At 38.5% G+C, this 18,967-nt stretch carries 13 protein-coding genes, 1 tRNA gene and 3 rRNA genes; 4 read left to right on the top strand and 13 right to left on the bottom strand.

Features of this window, described 5'->3' with window-relative positions:
- Positions 1-34: 34 nt before the first annotated feature.
- The 10 genes from lpxL to murI all read right to left on the bottom strand — a co-directional run bounded on the left by lpxL (position 35) and on the right by murI (position 10,441).
- Complete coding sequence (gene lpxL, locus AC5LXI_RS03335; protein ID WP_493443516.1) at positions 35-985, bottom strand: LpxL/LpxP family Kdo(2)-lipid IV(A) lauroyl/palmitoleoyl acyltransferase; 951 nt, start codon at positions 983-985, stop codon at positions 35-37.
- A 231-nt stretch (positions 986-1,216) separates the two neighbouring features.
- Positions 1,217-2,011, bottom strand: a complete 795-nt coding sequence (gene thyA, locus AC5LXI_RS03330) for a thymidylate synthase (RefSeq protein ID WP_493443515.1) — start codon at positions 2,009-2,011, stop codon at positions 1,217-1,219.
- Entirely contained in the window at positions 2,008-2,877 is an 870-nt protein-coding gene (gene lgt, locus AC5LXI_RS03325; RefSeq protein ID WP_493443514.1) for a prolipoprotein diacylglyceryl transferase, read from the bottom strand. The genes thyA and lgt overlap by 4 nt, the downstream gene beginning before the upstream one ends.
- The gene (rppH, locus tag AC5LXI_RS03320) at positions 2,874-3,446 is read right to left on the bottom strand and encodes an RNA pyrophosphohydrolase (RefSeq protein ID WP_493443513.1); all 573 of its coding nucleotides are present in this window, start codon (positions 3,444-3,446) and stop codon (positions 2,874-2,876) included. Before rppH ends, lgt begins: the two co-directional genes overlap by 4 nt.
- 98 nt (positions 3,447-3,544) lie before the next feature.
- On the bottom strand, positions 3,545-4,105 hold the full coding sequence (locus AC5LXI_RS03315; RefSeq protein WP_493443512.1) for a YgjV family protein: 561 nt from the start codon (positions 4,103-4,105) through the stop codon (positions 3,545-3,547).
- A 103-nt stretch (positions 4,106-4,208) separates the two neighbouring features.
- Positions 4,209-4,324, bottom strand: a 5S ribosomal RNA gene (gene rrf / locus AC5LXI_RS03310).
- A gap of 128 nt (positions 4,325-4,452) precedes the next feature.
- Positions 4,453-7,351: ribosomal RNA gene (locus tag AC5LXI_RS03305) — 23S ribosomal RNA — on the bottom strand.
- 210 nt (positions 7,352-7,561) lie between these two features.
- Positions 7,562-7,637 (bottom strand) — tRNA-Glu (locus AC5LXI_RS03300).
- Positions 7,638-7,690: 53 nt separating this feature from the next.
- Positions 7,691-9,228, bottom strand: a 16S ribosomal RNA gene (locus AC5LXI_RS03295).
- Together the 16S, 23S and 5S rRNA genes with 1 tRNA gene alongside form the textbook arrangement of a ribosomal RNA operon.
- A gap of 385 nt (positions 9,229-9,613) precedes the next feature.
- Positions 9,614-10,441 carry a glutamate racemase gene (gene murI, locus AC5LXI_RS03290; RefSeq protein WP_493443511.1) on the bottom strand — a complete coding sequence of 276 codons (828 nt, stop codon included), beginning with the start codon at positions 10,439-10,441 and terminating at the stop codon, positions 9,614-9,616.
- 210 nt (positions 10,442-10,651) lie between these two features.
- On the opposite strand from murI, the gene metK reads away from it, so the two are divergent.
- The 4 genes from metK to AC5LXI_RS03270 all read left to right on the top strand — a co-directional run bounded on the left by metK (position 10,652) and on the right by AC5LXI_RS03270 (position 13,759).
- Positions 10,652-11,803: a methionine adenosyltransferase gene (gene metK / locus AC5LXI_RS03285; RefSeq protein ID WP_065614592.1), complete on the top strand. Its 1,152-nt coding sequence runs from the start codon at positions 10,652-10,654 to the stop codon at positions 11,801-11,803.
- Positions 11,787-12,290 (top strand): SprT family zinc-dependent metalloprotease, encoded by a 504-nt coding sequence (locus AC5LXI_RS03280; protein WP_493443510.1) that lies wholly within the window; start codon positions 11,787-11,789, stop codon positions 12,288-12,290. Before metK ends, AC5LXI_RS03280 begins: the two co-directional genes overlap by 17 nt.
- 258 nt (positions 12,291-12,548) lie before the next feature.
- Complete coding sequence (locus AC5LXI_RS03275) at positions 12,549-12,923, top strand: hypothetical protein (RefSeq protein ID WP_493443509.1); 375 nt, start codon at positions 12,549-12,551, stop codon at positions 12,921-12,923.
- Positions 12,917-13,759, top strand: a complete 843-nt coding sequence (locus AC5LXI_RS03270; RefSeq protein ID WP_493443508.1) for a 23S rRNA (adenine(2030)-N(6))-methyltransferase RlmJ — start codon at positions 12,917-12,919, stop codon at positions 13,757-13,759. The genes AC5LXI_RS03275 and AC5LXI_RS03270 overlap by 7 nt, the downstream gene beginning before the upstream one ends.
- Before the next feature lie 75 nt (positions 13,760-13,834).
- On the opposite strand, the gene AC5LXI_RS03265 is transcribed toward AC5LXI_RS03270, so the two are convergent.
- The 3 genes from AC5LXI_RS03265 to dnaE all read right to left on the bottom strand — a co-directional run bounded on the left by AC5LXI_RS03265 (position 13,835) and on the right by dnaE (position 18,865).
- Positions 13,835-14,203 carry a diacylglycerol kinase gene (locus AC5LXI_RS03265; protein ID WP_493443507.1) on the bottom strand — a complete coding sequence of 123 codons (369 nt, stop codon included), beginning with the start codon at positions 14,201-14,203 and terminating at the stop codon, positions 13,835-13,837.
- 14 nt (positions 14,204-14,217) lie between these two features.
- A complete protein-coding gene (accA, locus tag AC5LXI_RS03260) occupies positions 14,218-15,177 on the bottom strand; it encodes an acetyl-CoA carboxylase carboxyl transferase subunit alpha (RefSeq protein WP_493443506.1) in 960 nt (319 codons plus the stop codon).
- A gap of 208 nt (positions 15,178-15,385) precedes the next feature.
- A complete protein-coding gene (gene dnaE, locus AC5LXI_RS03255) occupies positions 15,386-18,865 on the bottom strand; it encodes a DNA polymerase III subunit alpha (protein ID WP_493443505.1) in 3,480 nt (1,159 codons plus the stop codon).
- Between the last annotated feature and the right edge of the window lie 102 nt (positions 18,866-18,967).

The following is an 18,967-nucleotide window of genomic DNA, read 5'->3' as shown; positions in this document are numbered from 1 at the left end:
TATTTTTTCGTTTTTCACAATCGAAATTATTATATTAATCTGATTGAACATTATCGGTATATAAAGGCGCGTCACCTTTAGGACGAGTTTTAAATCGTCGATGTAACCACATATATTGTTCTGGCACTTGCAAAATTTCTCGTTCAATAGCTTTATTCATAAACGTCGCTGCTTGAACATCATCATTAATAGGATAGCCTTTAAGTTCAGGTGTAACATAAACGGTATAATGTCCATTTTTTTCACGTTTAGGAGTGAAAGGGATAATTGCTGGTTGACCTAATTTAACTAAAATTCGTGTCCCAATTGTGGTTGCGGCTTTTTCGACGGCAAAAAGTGGTGCAAATACACTATTTTTAGGACCATAATCGTGATCGGGTGCATACCATAACAATTCACCATTTTTTAATGCTCTAATCATACCTTTAGTGTTATAGCGATCTAACATATATTTGTTTGATTTTAGACGTCCTTTTAATTGAATATAATCCATAACTGGATTATCGTTGGGTCGATAAACCCCAACGCCAGGATGACTCATGCCTAAAATACGAGCACCTAATTCTAATGTTAAAAAATGAATCCCAATTAATAAGACACCCTGCCCTGATTGTTGTATCTGGGTGATGTGTGAATCACCCACAATTGAAGCGTGTTTAGCCAGTCTTTTGTCTGACCAAAACCAAGCCATACCCGTTTCAAATATCGCCAGCCCGGTTGAAATAAAATTATCTCTCAATATTTTGTCGCGTTCTTGATCTGTTTTTTCAGGAAAGCATAACTTTAGGTTTTGCCGCGCTGTTTCCTTACGTTTACCGATTAATTTCATAGAAAGCAATCCCAAACCTTTTCCTAATTGATAAATAATTGGGTATGGCAACAAAACGACGAGATATAAAATGCTAATACCAAACCACGTTAACCAATAACGAGGGTGTAGTAACCGTTTTGTAAAAATAGGATGAATTTCTTGATTTTGACTCATATTAAGATTACATAACCATTTAAGCAAAGTTAGTCATTATATACCAATCTTGAGTTAAGCGGCAGAAAAATAAAATAATTAAGCATGATGGAAAATCTTTTTATTACTAGATTATTTGAAAAGATGATATTTTAAAAAAGATGTTAGGGATTAAATTGATCAATCCCCTATTATTTATTTTTACTTATTTTGTGAGTGAAACATGCTCAAAAAGACCGTTCCTCAACTTTTTTACACTGCGACCGGAGCCTTAATTCCAGGATATGGGTCATAACCAACAATTTCAAAATCTTCAAATTCATAATCAAAAATTGTAGGTGGTTTACGTTTAATGACAAGTTTAGGTAATGGTTTCGGATCACGGCTTAATTGTAAATGTGTCTGTTCCATATGATTAGAATAAAGATGCGTATCACCACCAGTCCAAACAAAATCACCCACGTTTAAATTACACTGCTGAGCAATCATATGAACGAGTAACGAATAACTGGCAATGTTAAAAGGTAACCCTAAAAATACATCACATGAACGTTGGTAAAGTTGACAAGAAAGTTCACCTTGAGCAACATAAAACTGAAAAAGAGCATGGCAAGGTGCCAATGCCATCTGATCAAGTTCACCAACATTCCAGGCAGAAACTATCATTCGCCTTGAGTCAGGCTCATTTTTAATTTGTTCAATGAGTTGAGATATTTGATCAATCTGACGGCCATCAGCAGCTCCCCATGCTCGCCATTGTTTACCATAGACTGGACCAAGATCGCCATTTTCATCCGCCCATTCATCCCATATAGTTACTTTATTATTTTTTAAATAATTAATATTGGTATCACCTTTAAGAAACCAAAGCAATTCGTAAATAATTGAGCGTAAATGACATTTTTTTGTTGTTACTAATGGAAAACCATCTTGCAAATTAAATCGCATTTGATGACCAAAAATCGATAATGTACCCGTTCCAGTTCGATCTGATTTAGGTGTTCCTTCATCTAAAATTTTTTGCATTAGAGCTAAATATTGTTTCATTTCGAGATAGCCTTATTATTAAATCTATATGCATATAAAAGGATCAAGAGACCTCCAATAATCATTGGTAGACAAAGGATTTGTCCCATACTAATAAAATTCAGAAATAATCCTAACTGTTCATCAGGTTGTCTAAAAAATTCTATGATAAATCTAAATGTTCCATAGCAAATCAAAAATAGTCCCGACACAGCACCAGTTGGACGAGGTTTACGAATAAAGAGGTTTAATATAATAAATAATACTATGCCTTCAAATACCATTTCATAAAGTTGCGATGGATGTCTCGGCAAAACGCCATTCAATTGGCTATATAAAGAAAACCACTCGGGATGTGATTGCACAAACATAAAATCAGCATGGGTTGAAGTTGGGAATAACATGCCGATTGAAGAGTTGGTTACACGTCCCCAAAGCTCACCGTTAATAAAATTACCAAATCGACCAAACATTAAGCCAATCGGTACTAAAGGGGCAACGAAATCTGCAACTTGCATAAACGTCTTTTGGTTTTTTTTAGCAAATATGGTAATAACACAAATTGCACCAATTAAACCACCATGGAAAGACATGCCGCCTTCCCAAACTCTAAATAAAATAGCTGGATCATCAATTAATGCATCAAAGTTATAAAATAATATATAACCTAATCGTGCACCAATACAGAGACCTAAAAATCCCCAAAATAATAAGTTCTCAACTTGTTGTGATGTCCAATTACTATTAGGTTTATTTGCTCGACGCTTGGCTAAATATAAAGCACCAAGTACACCAAATAAATACATTGCGCCATACCAATGTAAAGAAACGGGTCCGATTGAAAAAGCAATTGGATCGAAATTAGGAAATTGTAAAAATTGATTCATTTTTTAACACGCTGTTTATTTTTTCGTTTGTGAGCAAAGAAGTTAAACCGTTTTTTCTTAGGAAGATTAGCAACAGGTTCTTCTATCTCAGATTGTATAGTAAATACAGGCAAAGAAAACTCTTTCATCGCTTTGCGGTAGACATCGCGCTTAAAAGCAATAACTTGCCTTATAGGATACCAATAACTTACCCACTTCCAATCATCAAATTCTGGAGTGGGTGACATATTTAGGTTTATTACCGAGGTATCAGAAATTAACTCTAATAAAAACCACTTTTGCTTTTGACCAATACATACTGGCTGGTTATCCCAACGAATCATTCGTTTAGGTAGTTTATATCTTAACCAACCATTAGTAATCGACAAAATTCTTACATCTTTGGGTTGTAAGCCTACCTCTTCATTAAGTTCACGAAACATTGCCTGTTCAGGCGTTTCGTTTAATTTTATTCCGCCCTGAGGAAATTGCCAAGAGTTTTGCCCATAACGCCGAGCCCAAAGTACTTGGCCATACCTATTACAAATAACTATTCCTACATTTGGACGGTAGCCATCATTATCGATCACTGACTACCTCAAAAATTTATTTTTTTATATAACTGAATTGTTTCACACATACAGCAATAAATAAATAGCAAAATGATATTAATCGAGTAAATCTAATATTATATGGGCGATTTTTTGGATAATTTAATAATAGTGATAATATTAATTATCGCAAATGTAACTTCTATTGCTAGGCTTCCTAAAGATCCTATCCATAAACTATAAATGATCCATAAAGCACTACTTAATAATATAAGTAATCGCATCTTTTGTTGTTTGAATCGAAATAGAGCAATGGTTACTAATGTAGTACCAATAACCGAAAAATAATGAATAAATTGCTTCCAATCAGGTGTTGTGAAAAAGTAAAATATCCACATCAATGCAATAAAGAAAAACATTGCTAAAAAATTTTTAGTATAAGTAGAAGTCACATTTCTAAAAATATTTACAATATTGAGAATAGCTGCTGGATAAGATTCTGGGCCTAATAAATAAAAATGTAGCGTCATAATGATGTTAACAATAGTTAATTGCCATCGAAAGGCATTATCATTACGTTGTAAAAAAGCACTAACACCAACGAGATAACCTAATATACCAATTAGCTGTGGGACTGTTGTATATTTCTCAATAAAATCTGAGCCAAAAAATTGATATAAAAAGTTTAAATTATCCATTGTTTACTCCTAAGACAAATGGATCTGAATAATACGAACATGCTTTTTTTAATCCTGAGATGCAAAAAAGCCCAGCATCGCTGCTGGGCTCGTATATTTAAAAGTCTGGCGGCACCCTACTCTCACATGGGTAATACCCACACTACCATCGGCACTACGGCGTTTCACTTCTGAGTTCGGCATGGGGTCAGGTGGGACCACCGCGCTATTACCGCCAGACATATTCTGTCTTCTCTTATCTCAATTGATGCGTATTATCTCATATCCACACCAATCCCTCAATCCGGAACAAACTGTTCGATTATCTCATAATCAATCTTCGCGTATCCAAAACAACTCCGAGTTGTAAGGTTAAGACCCTCGGTTCATTAGTATCAGTTAGCTCAATGTATCACTACACTTACACACCTGACCTATCTACGTCTTAGTCTCAAACGGACCTTACTGATTCTCATCAGGGAAAACTCATCTCGAGGCTAGTTTCGTACTTAGATGCTTTCAGCACTTATCTATTCCGCACGTAGCTACCGGGCAATGCAATTGGCATCACAACCCGTACACCAGCGGTGCGTTCACTTCGGTCCTCTCGTACTAGAAGCAAACCCTCTCAATTTTCCTACGCCCATGGCAGATAGGGACCGAACTGTCTCACGACGTTCTAAACCCAGCTCGCGTACCACTTTAAACGGCGAACAGCCGTACCCTTGGGACCTACTTCAGCCCCAGGATGTGATGAGCCGACATCGAGGTGCCAAACACCGCCGTCGATATGAACTCTTGGGCGGTATCAGCCTGTTATCCCCGGAGTACCTTTTATCCGTTGAGCGATGGCCCTTCCATTCAGAACCACCGGATCACTATGACCTACTTTCGTACCTGCTCGAGCCGTCACTCTCGCAGTCAAGCTAGCTTTTGCCATTGCACTAACCTCCTGATGTCCGACCAGGATTAGCTAACCTTCGTGCTCCTCCGTTACTCTTTGGGAGGAGACCGCCCCAGTCAAACTACCCACCAGACAGTGTCCCTTACCTCGATTCAGAAGTATAGGTTAGAACATCAAACATTAAAGGGTGGTATTTCAAGGTTGACTCCACACACACTGGCGTGCATGCTTCTTAGTCTCCCACCTATCCTACACATTAAGGCTCAATGTTCACTGTCAAGCTATAGTAAAGGTTCACGGGGTCTTTCCGTCTTGCCACGGGTACACCGCATCTTCACGGCAAGTTCAATTTCACTGAGTCTCGGGTGGAGACAGCCTGGCCATCATTACGCCATTCGTGCAGGTCGGAACTTACCCGACAAGGAATTTCGCTACCTTAGGACCGTTATAGTTACGGCCGCCGTTTACTGGGGCTTCGATCAAGAGCTTCTGCTTGCGCATAACCCCATCAATTAACCTTCCAGCACCGGGCAGGCGTCACACCGTATACGTCCACTTTCGTGTTTGCACAGTGCTGTGTTTTTATTAAACAGTTGCAGCCAGCTGGTATCTTCGACTGATTTCACCTCCATCCGCATGGGACTTCAATTACCATCAGCGTGCCTTCTCCCGAAGTTACGGCACCATTTTGCCTAGTTCCTTCACCCGAGTTCTCTCAAGCGCCTTAGTATTCTCTACCTGACCACCTGTGTCGGTTTCGGGTACGATTAACTATAACCTGAAGCTTAGAGGATTTTCCTGGAAGCAGGGCATCAATTACTTCAGCACCTTAGTGCCTCGTCATCACGCCTCAGGGTTTCAGTGACCGGATTTGCCTAATCACACCCCTACACGCTTAACCCACCATCCAATAGGTGGTAAACCTAGCCTTCTTCGTCCCCCCATCGCAGTTATAGCCAGTACGGGAATATTAACCCGTTTCCCATCAGATACGCCCTTCGGCCTCTCCTTAGGGGTCGACTCACCCTGCCCCGATTAACGTTGGACAGGAACCCTTGGTCTTCCGGCGAGCGGGCTTTTCACCCGCTTTATCGTTACTTATGTCAGCATTCGCACTTCTGATACCTCCAGCATACCTCACAATACACCTTCTACGGCTTACAGAACGCTCCCCTACCCAACGTATTTACATACGCTGCCGCAGCTTCGGTGCATAGTTTTAGCCCCGTTACATCTTCCGCGCAGGCCGACTCGACTAGTGAGCTATTACGCTTTCTTTAAATGATGGCTGCTTCTAAGCCAACATCCTAGCTGTCTAAGCCTTCCCACTTCGTTTCCCACTTAACTATGACTTTGGGACCTTAGCTGGCGGTCTGGGTTGTTTCCCTCTTCACGACGAACGTTAGCACCCGCCGTGTGTCTCCCATGATTAAACTTGTCAGTATTCGGAGTTTGCATCGGGTTGGTAAGCCGGGATGGCCCCCTAGCCGAAACAGTGCTCTACCCCCAACAGTTACTCATGAGGCGCTACCTAAATAGCTTTCGGGGAGAACCAGCTATCTCCCGGTTTGATTGGCCTTTCACCCCCAGCCACAGGTCATCCGCTAATTTTTCAACATTAGTCGGTTCGGTCCTCCAGTTAGTGTTAACCAACCTTCAACCTGCCCATGGCTAGATCACCGGGTTTCGGGTCTATACCCTGCAACTTTACGCACAGTTAATACTCGGTTTCCCTTCGGCTCCCCTATTCGGTTAACCTTGCTACAGAATATAAGTCGCTGACCCATTATACAAAAGGTACGCAGTCACTATTACCCAACGGCAACAGCTCCCACTGATTGTACGTACACGGTTTCAGGGTCTATTTCACTCCCCTCCTGGGGTTCTTTTCGCCTTTCCCTCACGGTACTGGTTCACTATCGGTCAATCAGGAGTATTTAGCCTTGGAGGATGGTCCCCCCATCTTCAGACAGGATATCACGTGTCCCGCCCTACTCTATAAGCTTCCACATAACGCATCTTCGTGTACGGGACTTTCACCCTCTATCGTGCGACTTTCCAGACGCTTCCACTAATACATTATGCTACCCGCTTGGGCTACTCCCCTTTCGCTCGCCGCTACTTAGGGAATCTCGGTTGATTTCTTTTCCTCGGGGTACTTAGATGTTTCAGTTCTCCCGGTTCGCCTCATCTGACTATGGATTCATCAGATGATAGTGTAGTCACCTACACTGGGTTTCCCCATTCGGACATCAACGGTTATAGCGCCTTTTATCGGCTTACCGTCGCTTTTCGCAGATTAACACGTCCTTCATCGCCTCTGATTGCCTAGGCATCCACCGTGTACGCTTAATTTCTTAACCTTACAACTCACAGTTGTCTTGGTTTAAATTACGCTTTTTTCTCTTTCTTATCTCAATCCAACATATTTTCATATATCAGCTTGCCATAAAAACGAGAACTCGTTTCTTTCAGCTTGTTCCTAATTGTTAAAGAGCTTTATCTTTCTATTCATTCGAATATCAAATAAATACAAACATAATTTTTTTGAAAAATAGCTTCATCACATTTTATGGCGTCCCCTAGGGGATTCGAACCCCTGTTACCGCCGTGAAAGGGCGATGTCCTAGGCCTCTAGACGAAGGGGACTTAACTATTTTTCGATAAACAAACAATCTGTGTGAACACTTACGAGCGCTTCGTAAGGAGGTGATCCAACCGCAGGTTCCCCTACGGTTACCTTGTTACGACTTCACCCCAGTCATGAATCACACCGTGGTAAACGCCCTCCCGAAGGTTAAGCTATCTACTTCTGGTGCAACCCACTCCCATGGTGTGACGGGCGGTGTGTACAAGGCCCGGGAACGTATTCACCGTGACATTCTGATTCACGATTACTAGCGATTCCGACTTCATGGAGTCGAGTTGCAGACTCCAATCCGGACTTAGACGTACTTTGTGAGGTCCGCTTGCTCTCGCGAGGTCGCCTCCCTTTGTATACGCCATTGTAGCACGTGTGTAGCCCTGGTCGTAAGGGCCATGATGACTTGACGTCGTCCCCACCTTCCTCCGCTTTATCAACGGCAGTCTCCTTTGAGTTCCCGACCGAATCGCTGGCAACAAAGGATAAGGGTTGCGCTCGTTGCGGGACTTAACCCAACATTTCACAACACGAGCTGACGACAGCCATGCAGCACCTGTCTCACAGTTCCCGAAGGCACTCTCGCATCTCTGCTAGATTCTGTGGATGTCAAGACCAGGTAAGGTTCTTCGCGTTGCATCGAATTAAACCACATGCTCCACCGCTTGTGCGGGCCCCCGTCAATTCATTTGAGTTTTAACCTTGCGGCCGTACTCCCCAGGCGGTCGATTTATCGCGTTAGCTTCGGAGCCCATCACTCAGGGCAACAAACTCCAAATCGACATCGTTTACAGCGTGGACTACCAGGGTATCTAATCCTGTTTGCTCCCCACGCTTTCGCATCTCAGCGTCAGTATCTGTCCAGAAGGCCGCCTTCGCCACCGGTATTCCTCCACATCTCTACGCATTTCACCGCTACACGTGGAATTCTACCTTCCTCTACAATACTCTAGTTAACCAGTTTTAAGTGCAATTCCTAGGTTGAGCCCAGGGCTTTCACACCTAACTTAATTATCCGCCTACATGCCCTTTACGCCCAGTCATTCCGATTAACGCTCGCACCCTCCGTATTACCGCGGCTGCTGGCACGGAGTTAGCCGGTGCTTCTTCTGTAATTAACGTCAATTGATGCACCTATTAGATACAACACCTTCCTCATTACCGAAAGTACTTTACAACCCGAAGGCCTTCTTCATACACGCGGCATGGCTGCATCAGGGTTTCCCCCATTGTGCAATATTCCCCACTGCTGCCTCCCGTAGGAGTCTGGACCGTGTCTCAGTTCCAGTGTGGCTGGTCATCCTCTCAGACCAGCTAGAGATCGTCGCCTTGGTAAGCCTTTACCCTACCAACTAGCTAATCCCATATGGGTTCATCAAATGGCGCATGGCCCGAAGGTCCCATGCTTTGGTCTCTCAACATTATGCGGTATTAGCAGTCGTTTCCAACTGTTGTCCCCCTCCATTCGGCAGATCCCCATACCTTACTCACCCGTCCGCCACTCGTCATCAAGTGCAAGCACTCATGTTACCGTTCGACTTGCATGTGTTAAGCCTGCCGCCAGCGTTCAATCTGAGCCATGATCAAACTCTTCAATTTAAAGTTTGATGCTCAATAACTGTCTCTGACATATTCAAATGAATCTTCAGTGTCACTTATCAAGACTTAATTTTTTTTAGTCCGTAGACTTTTAATTTTTCGTCTCGCAAGTGCCCACACAGATTGTCTGTTTCTTCTTTTTAAAGAGCTGACAGCATTTTAATTTACTTCACAATTGCTTGTTTCAGTTTGCTGTCTCAAGGGCTGCGTATACTACGCTACACCTTTTTATTCGTCAAGATCTTTTTTTAAAATTTTTGATCTTGCTCACTAACACTATTTTTGTCTGCTCGTCGCTGACGCCGTGTCAGTGGATGCGCATTATAGGCACTTCATTTTTTTTGGCAAGTGAAAAATTGCAATTATTTATTTGTTCGAATAAGCTTTAATCAGCACAAACGCTAATACAATGATATTTATTAAGATTATATTCAGTGAATTTTTTAGTTAATTTTTCAACTTGCTGATTATGCAATGTACTTATCACAATATTATCTAAAGTAGATAGTTTATTTAAGCTATTTAGATCATACTGATCATTAAGTAATGTATTAACTCTTGATGCAATTGCATATCCTGAATCGATAAAAGTTGTATTAGGAAAAAGTATTCTTAACTCATCCTTAATAAACGGATAATGAGTACAACCAAGTACAATTGTATCTGGAATGACAGATAACTTAAGCCATGGCTGCAATAGTGTCTCAAGTTGCTGCATATCAACAGCAATACCTTGTAATTTATTTTCTGCTATATGGGCTAATTCAGATAAACCAAGCAATTTAACATCACAATCTGGAGCAAACTCCTGAATTAAATTACTGGTATATGCTCTTTGTATTGTTGCTTTGGTTGCTAATAACCCTATACATTTATTTTTAGTAACTTTGCTGGCAGGCTTAATTGCAGGTACAACACCGACAATTGGAAAAGGAAAGTTTGTCCGTAAACTTGGTAAACAAATAGTGCTAGCGGTATTACATGCAATCACCGCTAAATCAATAGAGTATGATTGTAAAATGGTAGCAATAATACGATTCACTCTAGCAATTAAATATTCAGATGATTTATCGCCATAGGGAAATCCTTCATTATCAAAGACATAAATATAATGTAGATTCGGCATTTTACTATAGATTTCATTATAAATAGATAATCCACCGATACCCGAATCAAAAACTAATACTGTGGGAGATTGTTTTACAATATTCATATATAGTTAATGAAGGTTAAAAATATAAACGAACCATATCCTAAATTGATTAAAATTTTATGCAAGTAATTTTGTTTGCAGTAGTGCTGGCTTTTTTCAGAATAAATCATTAAAATAGACGTCTAGATGGTAAAACTGCTAAACACAAGCATCTTTCAAAATTATTTTATATTTAGAGAATTGCACTAAATAAGTTAAAGAAGGTAAAACATGTCAGAATTTCTATTTACTTCAGAATCTGTATCAGAAGGTCACCCAGATAAAATCGCCGATCAAATATCTGATGCTGTATTAGATGCTATTTTAGAACAAGATCCTAAAGCACGAGTCGCTTGTGAAACTTACGTAAAAACCGGTATGGCATTAGTTGGTGGAGAAATTACAACTTCTGCATGGGTTGATATTGAAGAATTAACCAGAAAAACCATTAATGATATTGGTTATACTAGTTCAGAAATGGGCTTTGATGCCAACTCTTGTGCAGTTCTCAATGCAATTGGTAAGCAATCGCCGGATATAAATCAAGGTGTTGATCGTCAAAATCCACTGGAGCAAGGTGCTGGTGACCAAGGTATTATGTTTGGCTATGCTACCAATGAAATGCCTAATTTAATGCCAGCGGCAATTAGTTATGCTCATGATCTTATGCGTCGTCAAGCTGAAGTAAGAAAAAATGGTACTCTCCCATGGTTAAGACCTGATGCCAAAAGCCAAGTCACATTGATTTACCAAGATGGAAAAATCCAAGGAGTCGATACTGTAGTTTTATCGACCCAACATTCAGAAGGCATTGAACAAAAAGCGTTGCATGAAGCGGTTATGGAAGAGATCATTAAACCAACGTTACCAAATGAGTGGTTAACTTCAAGAACAAAATATTTTATCAACCCTACAGGACGTTTTGTTATTGGTGGACCTATGGGAGATTGTGGTTTAACTGGTCGAAAAATTATTGTTGATACCTATGGCGGTGCAGCACGTCATGGTGGTGGTGCATTTTCTGGCAAAGATCCTTCAAAAGTAGACCGCTCAGCAGCTTATGCAGCAAGATATGTTGCCAAAAATATTGTAGCCGCAGGACTTGCTGATAAATGTGAATTACAAATTTCTTACGCTATCGGTGTTGCTCATCCAACTTCTATTTATGTTAATACTTTTGGCACTGAAAAAATTGCTCATGATAAAATTATCTCATTAATAAAAGAATTTTTTGATTTACGTCCTTATGGACTAATTCAGATGCTTGATCTTATCCAGCCAATTTATCAAAAAACGGCTAGCTATGGCCATTTTGGTCGAGATATCTTCCCTTGGGAAAAAACCGATAAGGCAGCTATTCTTCGCGATGCAGCAGGATTATAAACGCATACCAATTTATCTACATAATCAAGTATTGGCTTGTTTAAGAAACCACTTAATTCAAGCCAATCAAATATTGAAAACCAATTATAAAGAACCTAAAATCAGTTACAAACCTAAAGGGACAGTTGCTGGCTGCGCATTTTTAACCCTTTGGGAAATACAACTTAATAGCACAATGCTATATGATAATAGAGATGGTTTTATTAAGGAAGTTGTGCCTCATGAATTAGCTCATCTGATTACTTTTCAATATTTTGGTAAAGTAAGACCACATGGCAAAGAATGGCAATATGTCATGTCTGAAATAATGAAGAAAAAACCAATAGTTACCCATAATTTTAATATTAAACGTAACGACTATGTCTATATTTGCGATTGCCAAGAACATTATTTATCACTAATAAGACATAACAAAATTAGAAAGAATAAAACTAGTTATCAATGCCGTAAATGCGGTACTATACTAAAACTAAAAAACTGTATTTAATTTTTTAAATAAACCATGCCTAATTTTGATACCCATTTTTACAAAAGTTCTATTTTCATTGTGATTTTAAGCTTTTCTCTATATATCACAGGTAACTTTTACATTCCGTTGTACGGAAAATTAACAGTTAGCGTAGTCGAACATCTACAATCACTATTTTTATTATTTATGTGTTGTTACACATATTATTATGCTAAAAATGTGAAGAATCATGCAAATCTTTACAAATTTTGGATTTGGACAATTTTTTGGTGGTTTATGCTTTTTGGTCGAGGAATTAGCTGGGGAAGAGACTTTTTCCCTGATGTCTCTCGTTTTTATTACAAAATCATTGCCAGCATTATCATGGCAATACCAATACTATCTATATTTTTACCCCCTATTCGCCGCGAGATAGCTAGACGATATAAATATGAAACAATTCCTGTTTGGCATCTGTTTTTTGCATTTTTGTTTTTAGGAATTGCCGACACTGCTGAGCATCGCCGTTTAGGTTACCAATTTTTGGTTTTAGATCCTCAACGAAAAGATCTTATTGAAGAATTAATGGAAATACCTTGTCTTTTAAGCCTTGCATTTACAACATTTTATATGCAAAAAAATGAACAAAAGAGGTTGAACAGAACATGTTAAGCTATCGTCATAGCTACCACGCAGGAAATCATGCCGATGTATTAAAACATATTGTATTAACATTATGTTTTAATGCATTGAAAGAAAAACAAAAACCTTTTTTATATTTAGATACACATTCTGGTGCCGGTCGTTATTTGCTACAAAGTGAGCATGCTGAAAAAACTGGTGAGTTTTTATCTGGAATCAACCTAATTTGGCAACAATCTGATACGCCGGAATTACTCAACACGTATTTATCGGTTTTGAAGCAATATAATCCTTCAGATAAGTTGAAATATTATCTTGGTTCACCTTTAATTGCCAAACAATTATTAAGAGAGCAAGACAAGCTTAATCTTACCGAACTTCACTCAACAGATTATCAATTATTGAGACAAGAATTCAGTAAAGATAAGCGAGCTAGAGTATTAAGAGAAGATGGCTTTGCACAATTGAAATCAAAATTACCTCCAGAATCTCGACGTGGTATTATTTTGATAGATCCATCATATGAAATAAAAGATGATTACCAAAAAATTCCGAAAGCGTTGGTTGAAGCATATAAACGTTTTGCAACAGGAGTTTATTTAATTTGGTACCCAGTTGTCTCTCGAACTCAAACACAGAAAATGATAGATCAAATAGTTAATTCCGGTATTAAAAGAATTTCACAATTTGAATTTGGAGTAAAACCTGATAATAATCAGAAAGGAATGACGGCTTCAGGTATGATTGTGATTAATCCGCCATGGAAGTTACACGAACAAATGCAAACAATTATACCTTGGTTAAAAAACATTCTTGATACAGAAAAAACAGGAAATTATCTTATCAAAGAGTTAGTTTCAGAATGATTTAATCTATTTTAAAAGTTAAAAAATGCGAGATATTTTCGCATTTTTTATAGAGAATTTAGAAAAATAACTAAATTAAGAAAAAAAGTGACAAGCAAAGAGATAAATCCATAATATTAATGCCAAAAGCAATGACAGAAAAACGGATGCCGAACCATAATCCTTTGCTCGACCAGATAATTCATGTCTTTCACTTCCAATTCTATCAACAATACATTCAATCGCGCTATTAATTAGCTCTACAATCATTACAACCCCAATAGAACCAAGCAACAAAATTCTTTCATAGATTGTAAAGTTAATTAGCATAACTGTTACATAAGCAGCTACTAATAAAATCAATTCTTGGCGAAATGCAGTTTCATACTTTATTGCCGACTTAAATCCCTTCAAAGAGTATTTTGTTGCATTGATGATGCGTTGCAAACCTGTCAATTTATTCATCTTTATATACCATATTATCGTACATAACCATAATTCATAAGACGCTGGAATCTCCTTTCAAGTAATACCGATAATTCCAAACCTTCTAATTCATCAAGATCAGATAATAATTGCTTTTTAAGTGAAGCAGCTACAGCCGCATAATCACGATGTGCACCACCTAGGGGTTCTGGTATAACAGCATCAATAAGTTTTAGTTTTATCAATTTATCTGCTGTCATATTCATCGCCTCAGCAGCCACTGGTGCTTTATCCGCACTCTTCCAAAGAATAGACGCACATCCTTCAGGTGAAATAACAGAATAAGTACTATATTGGAGCATATTAACTTTATCTGCGACACCAATTGCAAGTGCGCCTCCGGATCCTCCTTCACCAATGACAGTACAAATTGTTGGTACATTTAATCGTGACATCTCACGTAGGTTACGGGCAATTGCTTCAGCTTGTCCCCTTTCCTCTGCACCAATTCCAGGATAGGCTCCTGGAGTATCAATAAATGTAATAATTGGTAACTTAAATCGCTCAGCCATTTGCATTAATCTTAATGCTTTACGATAACCTTCTGGCGCTGGCATACCAAAATTACGATAAATTTTTTGTTTAGTTTCACGACCTTTTTGATGGCCAATAACCATAACAGGGCGCTCATCAATACGAGCTATCCCACCAACAATAGCTTTATCATCCGCGTATGCTCGATCACCAGCCAACTCGTCAAAATCGGTAAAAATTTCATTAATGTAGTCTAATGTGTAGGGGCGATTAGGGTGTCGAGCTAATTGAGCAACATCCCAAGGCGATAAATTTGAAAATATTTTTTTAGTCAATTCACGACTTTTTTGATTCAACTGTTTAATCTCTTTATCTAAAGAGATATCTAATTCAACTTGTTGCGAATCAATATTCTTTAAGGAATTAATTTTTGCTTCTAATTCCGCTATCGGCTTTTCAAATTCCAAAAAATTATTCATAACGCTTATGATTGCCTCTTGTATTATTTGTATTTTACTAAAATACATTACTAAATTTAGTATACTGACTATTTATTAAAATAAAATTAAGCCAATTTTACTATGTAATTGTCATTGAAGTCACCAATATTTATTATTAATGAGCATCAACATATCAAATGATATAATTAGTTTTGACTGGTTAACTCTAATAAAAATTCTGTCTTAATTAATCAAACTCAAAATCCACTCGATCATTGCCTAATAATGTTTTCAATTCAATTATCAGTGAATCTTCCGGTACAATTCGCCAAGTTGTACCAAATTGAAGACGTACCACAGAATCTTCCCGATGATAATAGAGATTAATCGGCACACTACCATGCCGATAAGGTTCTATAATTTGTTGTAATCGTTGTAAATTAGCACGATTAACTTCAACATCGGTTAAGGTAATGGCTAATCCCTTAACAAATTTAGCTCTAGCATCTTTTAAGTCAACAATATCACGAACAGATAATTTAAAGCCACCATTGAAATCATCATGACTTACTTGCCCAGAAACAATTAGAATTTTATCTTTTACCAGTAAATGATCGAATTTATCTAATGCTTCAGAAAAAAGCATGCCATCAATTCGCCCAGACCTATCATCTAAAGTAAATAATCCAATTTTATTACCTTTTTTGGTAATTCGAACTCTGGCATCAACAACAATACCGGCAAAAGTAGCGATTTTTCCCCATCCAGTAGGTGCGGCCTCGCTAATACGAACGCCGCCTGAATATCGATTGAGTTCTTTTAAATATTGGGTAACCGGATGGCCGGTTAAATAAAGTCCTAATGCTTCGCGTTCACCATCAAGTAAAACTTGTGCTGGTAACTCAGGTACAGCAGCATATGCATGTTCAACTTGTTCTGGCTCTTCAGCAAGGACGCCGAACATATCTTCTTGACCAATATTTTGCGCTTTAGCGTATTGATCGGCCGCTTGCATGGCATCATTAATACTATGTAAAATAGCCGCTCTATGTGGCCCTAATTTATCAAAAGCGCCAGCCATAGTTAATTTCTCTAATACACGCCGATTAATTTTCTTCATATCAGTTCGAGCGCAAAGCTCAAAGATATTTTTAAAATAACCTCCGCTATTACGCGCTTCAACAATAGCCTCAATGGGTCCTTCACCAACACCTTTTATTGCACCTATGCCATAAACAATTTCTCCTTTATCATTGACATGAAAATGGTAAAGACCACTATTAATATCAGGAGGATTTACTTGCAATCCCATTCTTAGACATTCATCAACTAAACCAACAATTTTATCGGTATTGTCCATATCAGCTGTCATTACTGCAGCCATAAATTCAGCCGGATAATGGGTTTTTAACCATAAAGTCTGGTAGGAAACAAGCGCATAAGCTGCGGAGTGAGATTTATTAAAACCATATCCAGCAAACTTTTCAACCAGATCGAAGATGTGCATGGACAGTTCACCATCAACACCTTGTTTTTCCGCTCCTTCTTTAAAAACCGAGCGCTGCTTAGCCATCTCTTCTGGTTTTTTCTTACCCATCGCTCGTCGAAGCAAATCTGCACCACCTAGCGTATAACCAGATAGTGTTTGGGCAATTTGCATAACTTGTTCTTGATATAAAATTATGCCATAGGTTGGTTCTAATATTGGTTTAAGAGATTCGTGTTGATGTTTGATATCTGGGTATGATACTTCTTCTCGTCCATGTTTACGATCAATAAAATTATCTACCATACCCGATTGTAATGGACCTGGTCGGAATAAAGCAACTAAGGCGATCATATCTTCAAAACAGTCAGGTTTTAAGCGTCTGATCAAGTCCTTCATACCACGCGATTCCAATTGGAAGACCGCGGTTGTTTCAGCTTTTAGTAGTAATTGGAACGATTCTTCATCATCTAATGGAATACGAGTAATATCAACTGCGGCCTTACCATCCCTTAACTGGCGCTGATTAATCATTTTAATCGCCCAATCAATAATGGTTAAAGTACGTAGTCCTAAGAAGTCAAATTTGACAAGCCCTGCATATTCCACATCATTTTTATCAAATTGTGTGACAGGATGATGGCCTTCTGGATCACAATAAATAGGTGAAAAATCTGTAATTTTAGTCGGGGATATTACTACACCTCCGGCATGTTTACCGGCATTTCGAGTCACACCTTCCAATTGTCTTGCGATATCAATAAGAGACTTAACTTCTTCATTATTATCATAAAGCTCTTGTAATTGTGGTTCAGCTTCAAACGCCTTAGCTAAGGTCATCCCCGGATCAAGAGGAATTAATTTTGATATACGATCGACAAATCCATAAGGATGGCCAAGTACACGCCCTACATCACGGATAACCGCTTTAGCTGCCATAGTACCAAAGGTAATAATTTGCGATACAGCATCTCGACCATACATATCAGCTACGTGATCAATAACCATATCACGCTTTTCCATACAAAAGTCGACATCAAAATCCGGCATTGAAACCCGTTCTGGGTTTAAAAAACGTTCGAAAAGCAGGTCAAATGCTAATGGATCTAAATCAGTTATCTTTAAAGCGTAAGCAACTAATGAACCTGCTCCTGAACCACGACCTGGTCCAACAGGAATATCATTATCTTTTGACCATTGGATAAATTCCATCACGATTAGAAAGTAACCAGGGAACCCCATTTGATTTATCACGTTTAATTCAGTTTCCAGTCGTTCATCATACTCAGGACGTCGCTGCTTTCGCACTTCTGGATCAGGAAAAAGAAACTCTAGACGTTCTTCTAAACCTTCACGTGATTTATGCACCAAAAAATCTTCAGTTGACATATCACCAGTAGGAAATTGAGGTAAAAAATATTCACCCAACCGGATAGTTACATTACATCGTTTAGCTATTTCAACACTATTTTCCAAGGCTTCTGGAATATCAGAAAACAATTTACACATTTCTTGTTCTGAACGCAGATATTGCTCGGATGAATAGTTTTTTGGTCTACTTGGATCTTCAAGAGTATTACCATCATGAATAGCTACTCGAATCTCATGCGCTTCAAAATCAGACGCTGCCAAGAAACGTACATCATTAGTTGCCACAACGGGTAAGGCATATTGTTCAGCTAATTTAATAGCACTATGAATAAATAACTCTTCATTAGCACGATTTGTACGAACTAATTCAAAATAGAAATGTTGATTAAAATTATCTAAATAATAATTGACCGCCTCATCAATAATCGCTTGATTATCACGAATAATACCAATACCAATATCACTTTCACGGCCAGCGAATATGATTAAACCTTCTCGATGTAACGTTAACCATTCTTGATCAACAACTGGCATATCATCGATATAACCTCGTTGATAAGCTTTTGAAATTAGCATTGTAAGATTTTGATAACCAGTATTATTAGCCGCTAATATAGTTAACCGATAAATATCATCACTTAATTGTGAACTTTTAATTGCTAAGTCAGCACCAATAATGGGTTTTATGCCTTTTCCCATAGCAGAACCATAGAACTTAACGAGTCCGCAAAGATTGGTAAAATCAGTAATCGCAAAAGCAGGCATTTGCAATTTGCTTATTTCATTGACTAAGGCGCCAACTTTAGCGATGCCGTCAACCATTGAAAAATCGCTATGCAAATGAAGATGAATAAACTTAGGTTCGGTCATATTTACCAAAATGATTACACAAAAAATTAGCTACAATTATAGCATAAACTAGATGAATATTCTTATTGTCTTTGCTTATCGCAAAATATACCAACTAATCAA

The organism is Gilliamella sp. LMG 34361, from assembly GCF_984569075.1.
Note: the sequence above shows the minus strand (reverse complement) of the source record. Positions and strands in the feature narration are given on the sequence as shown.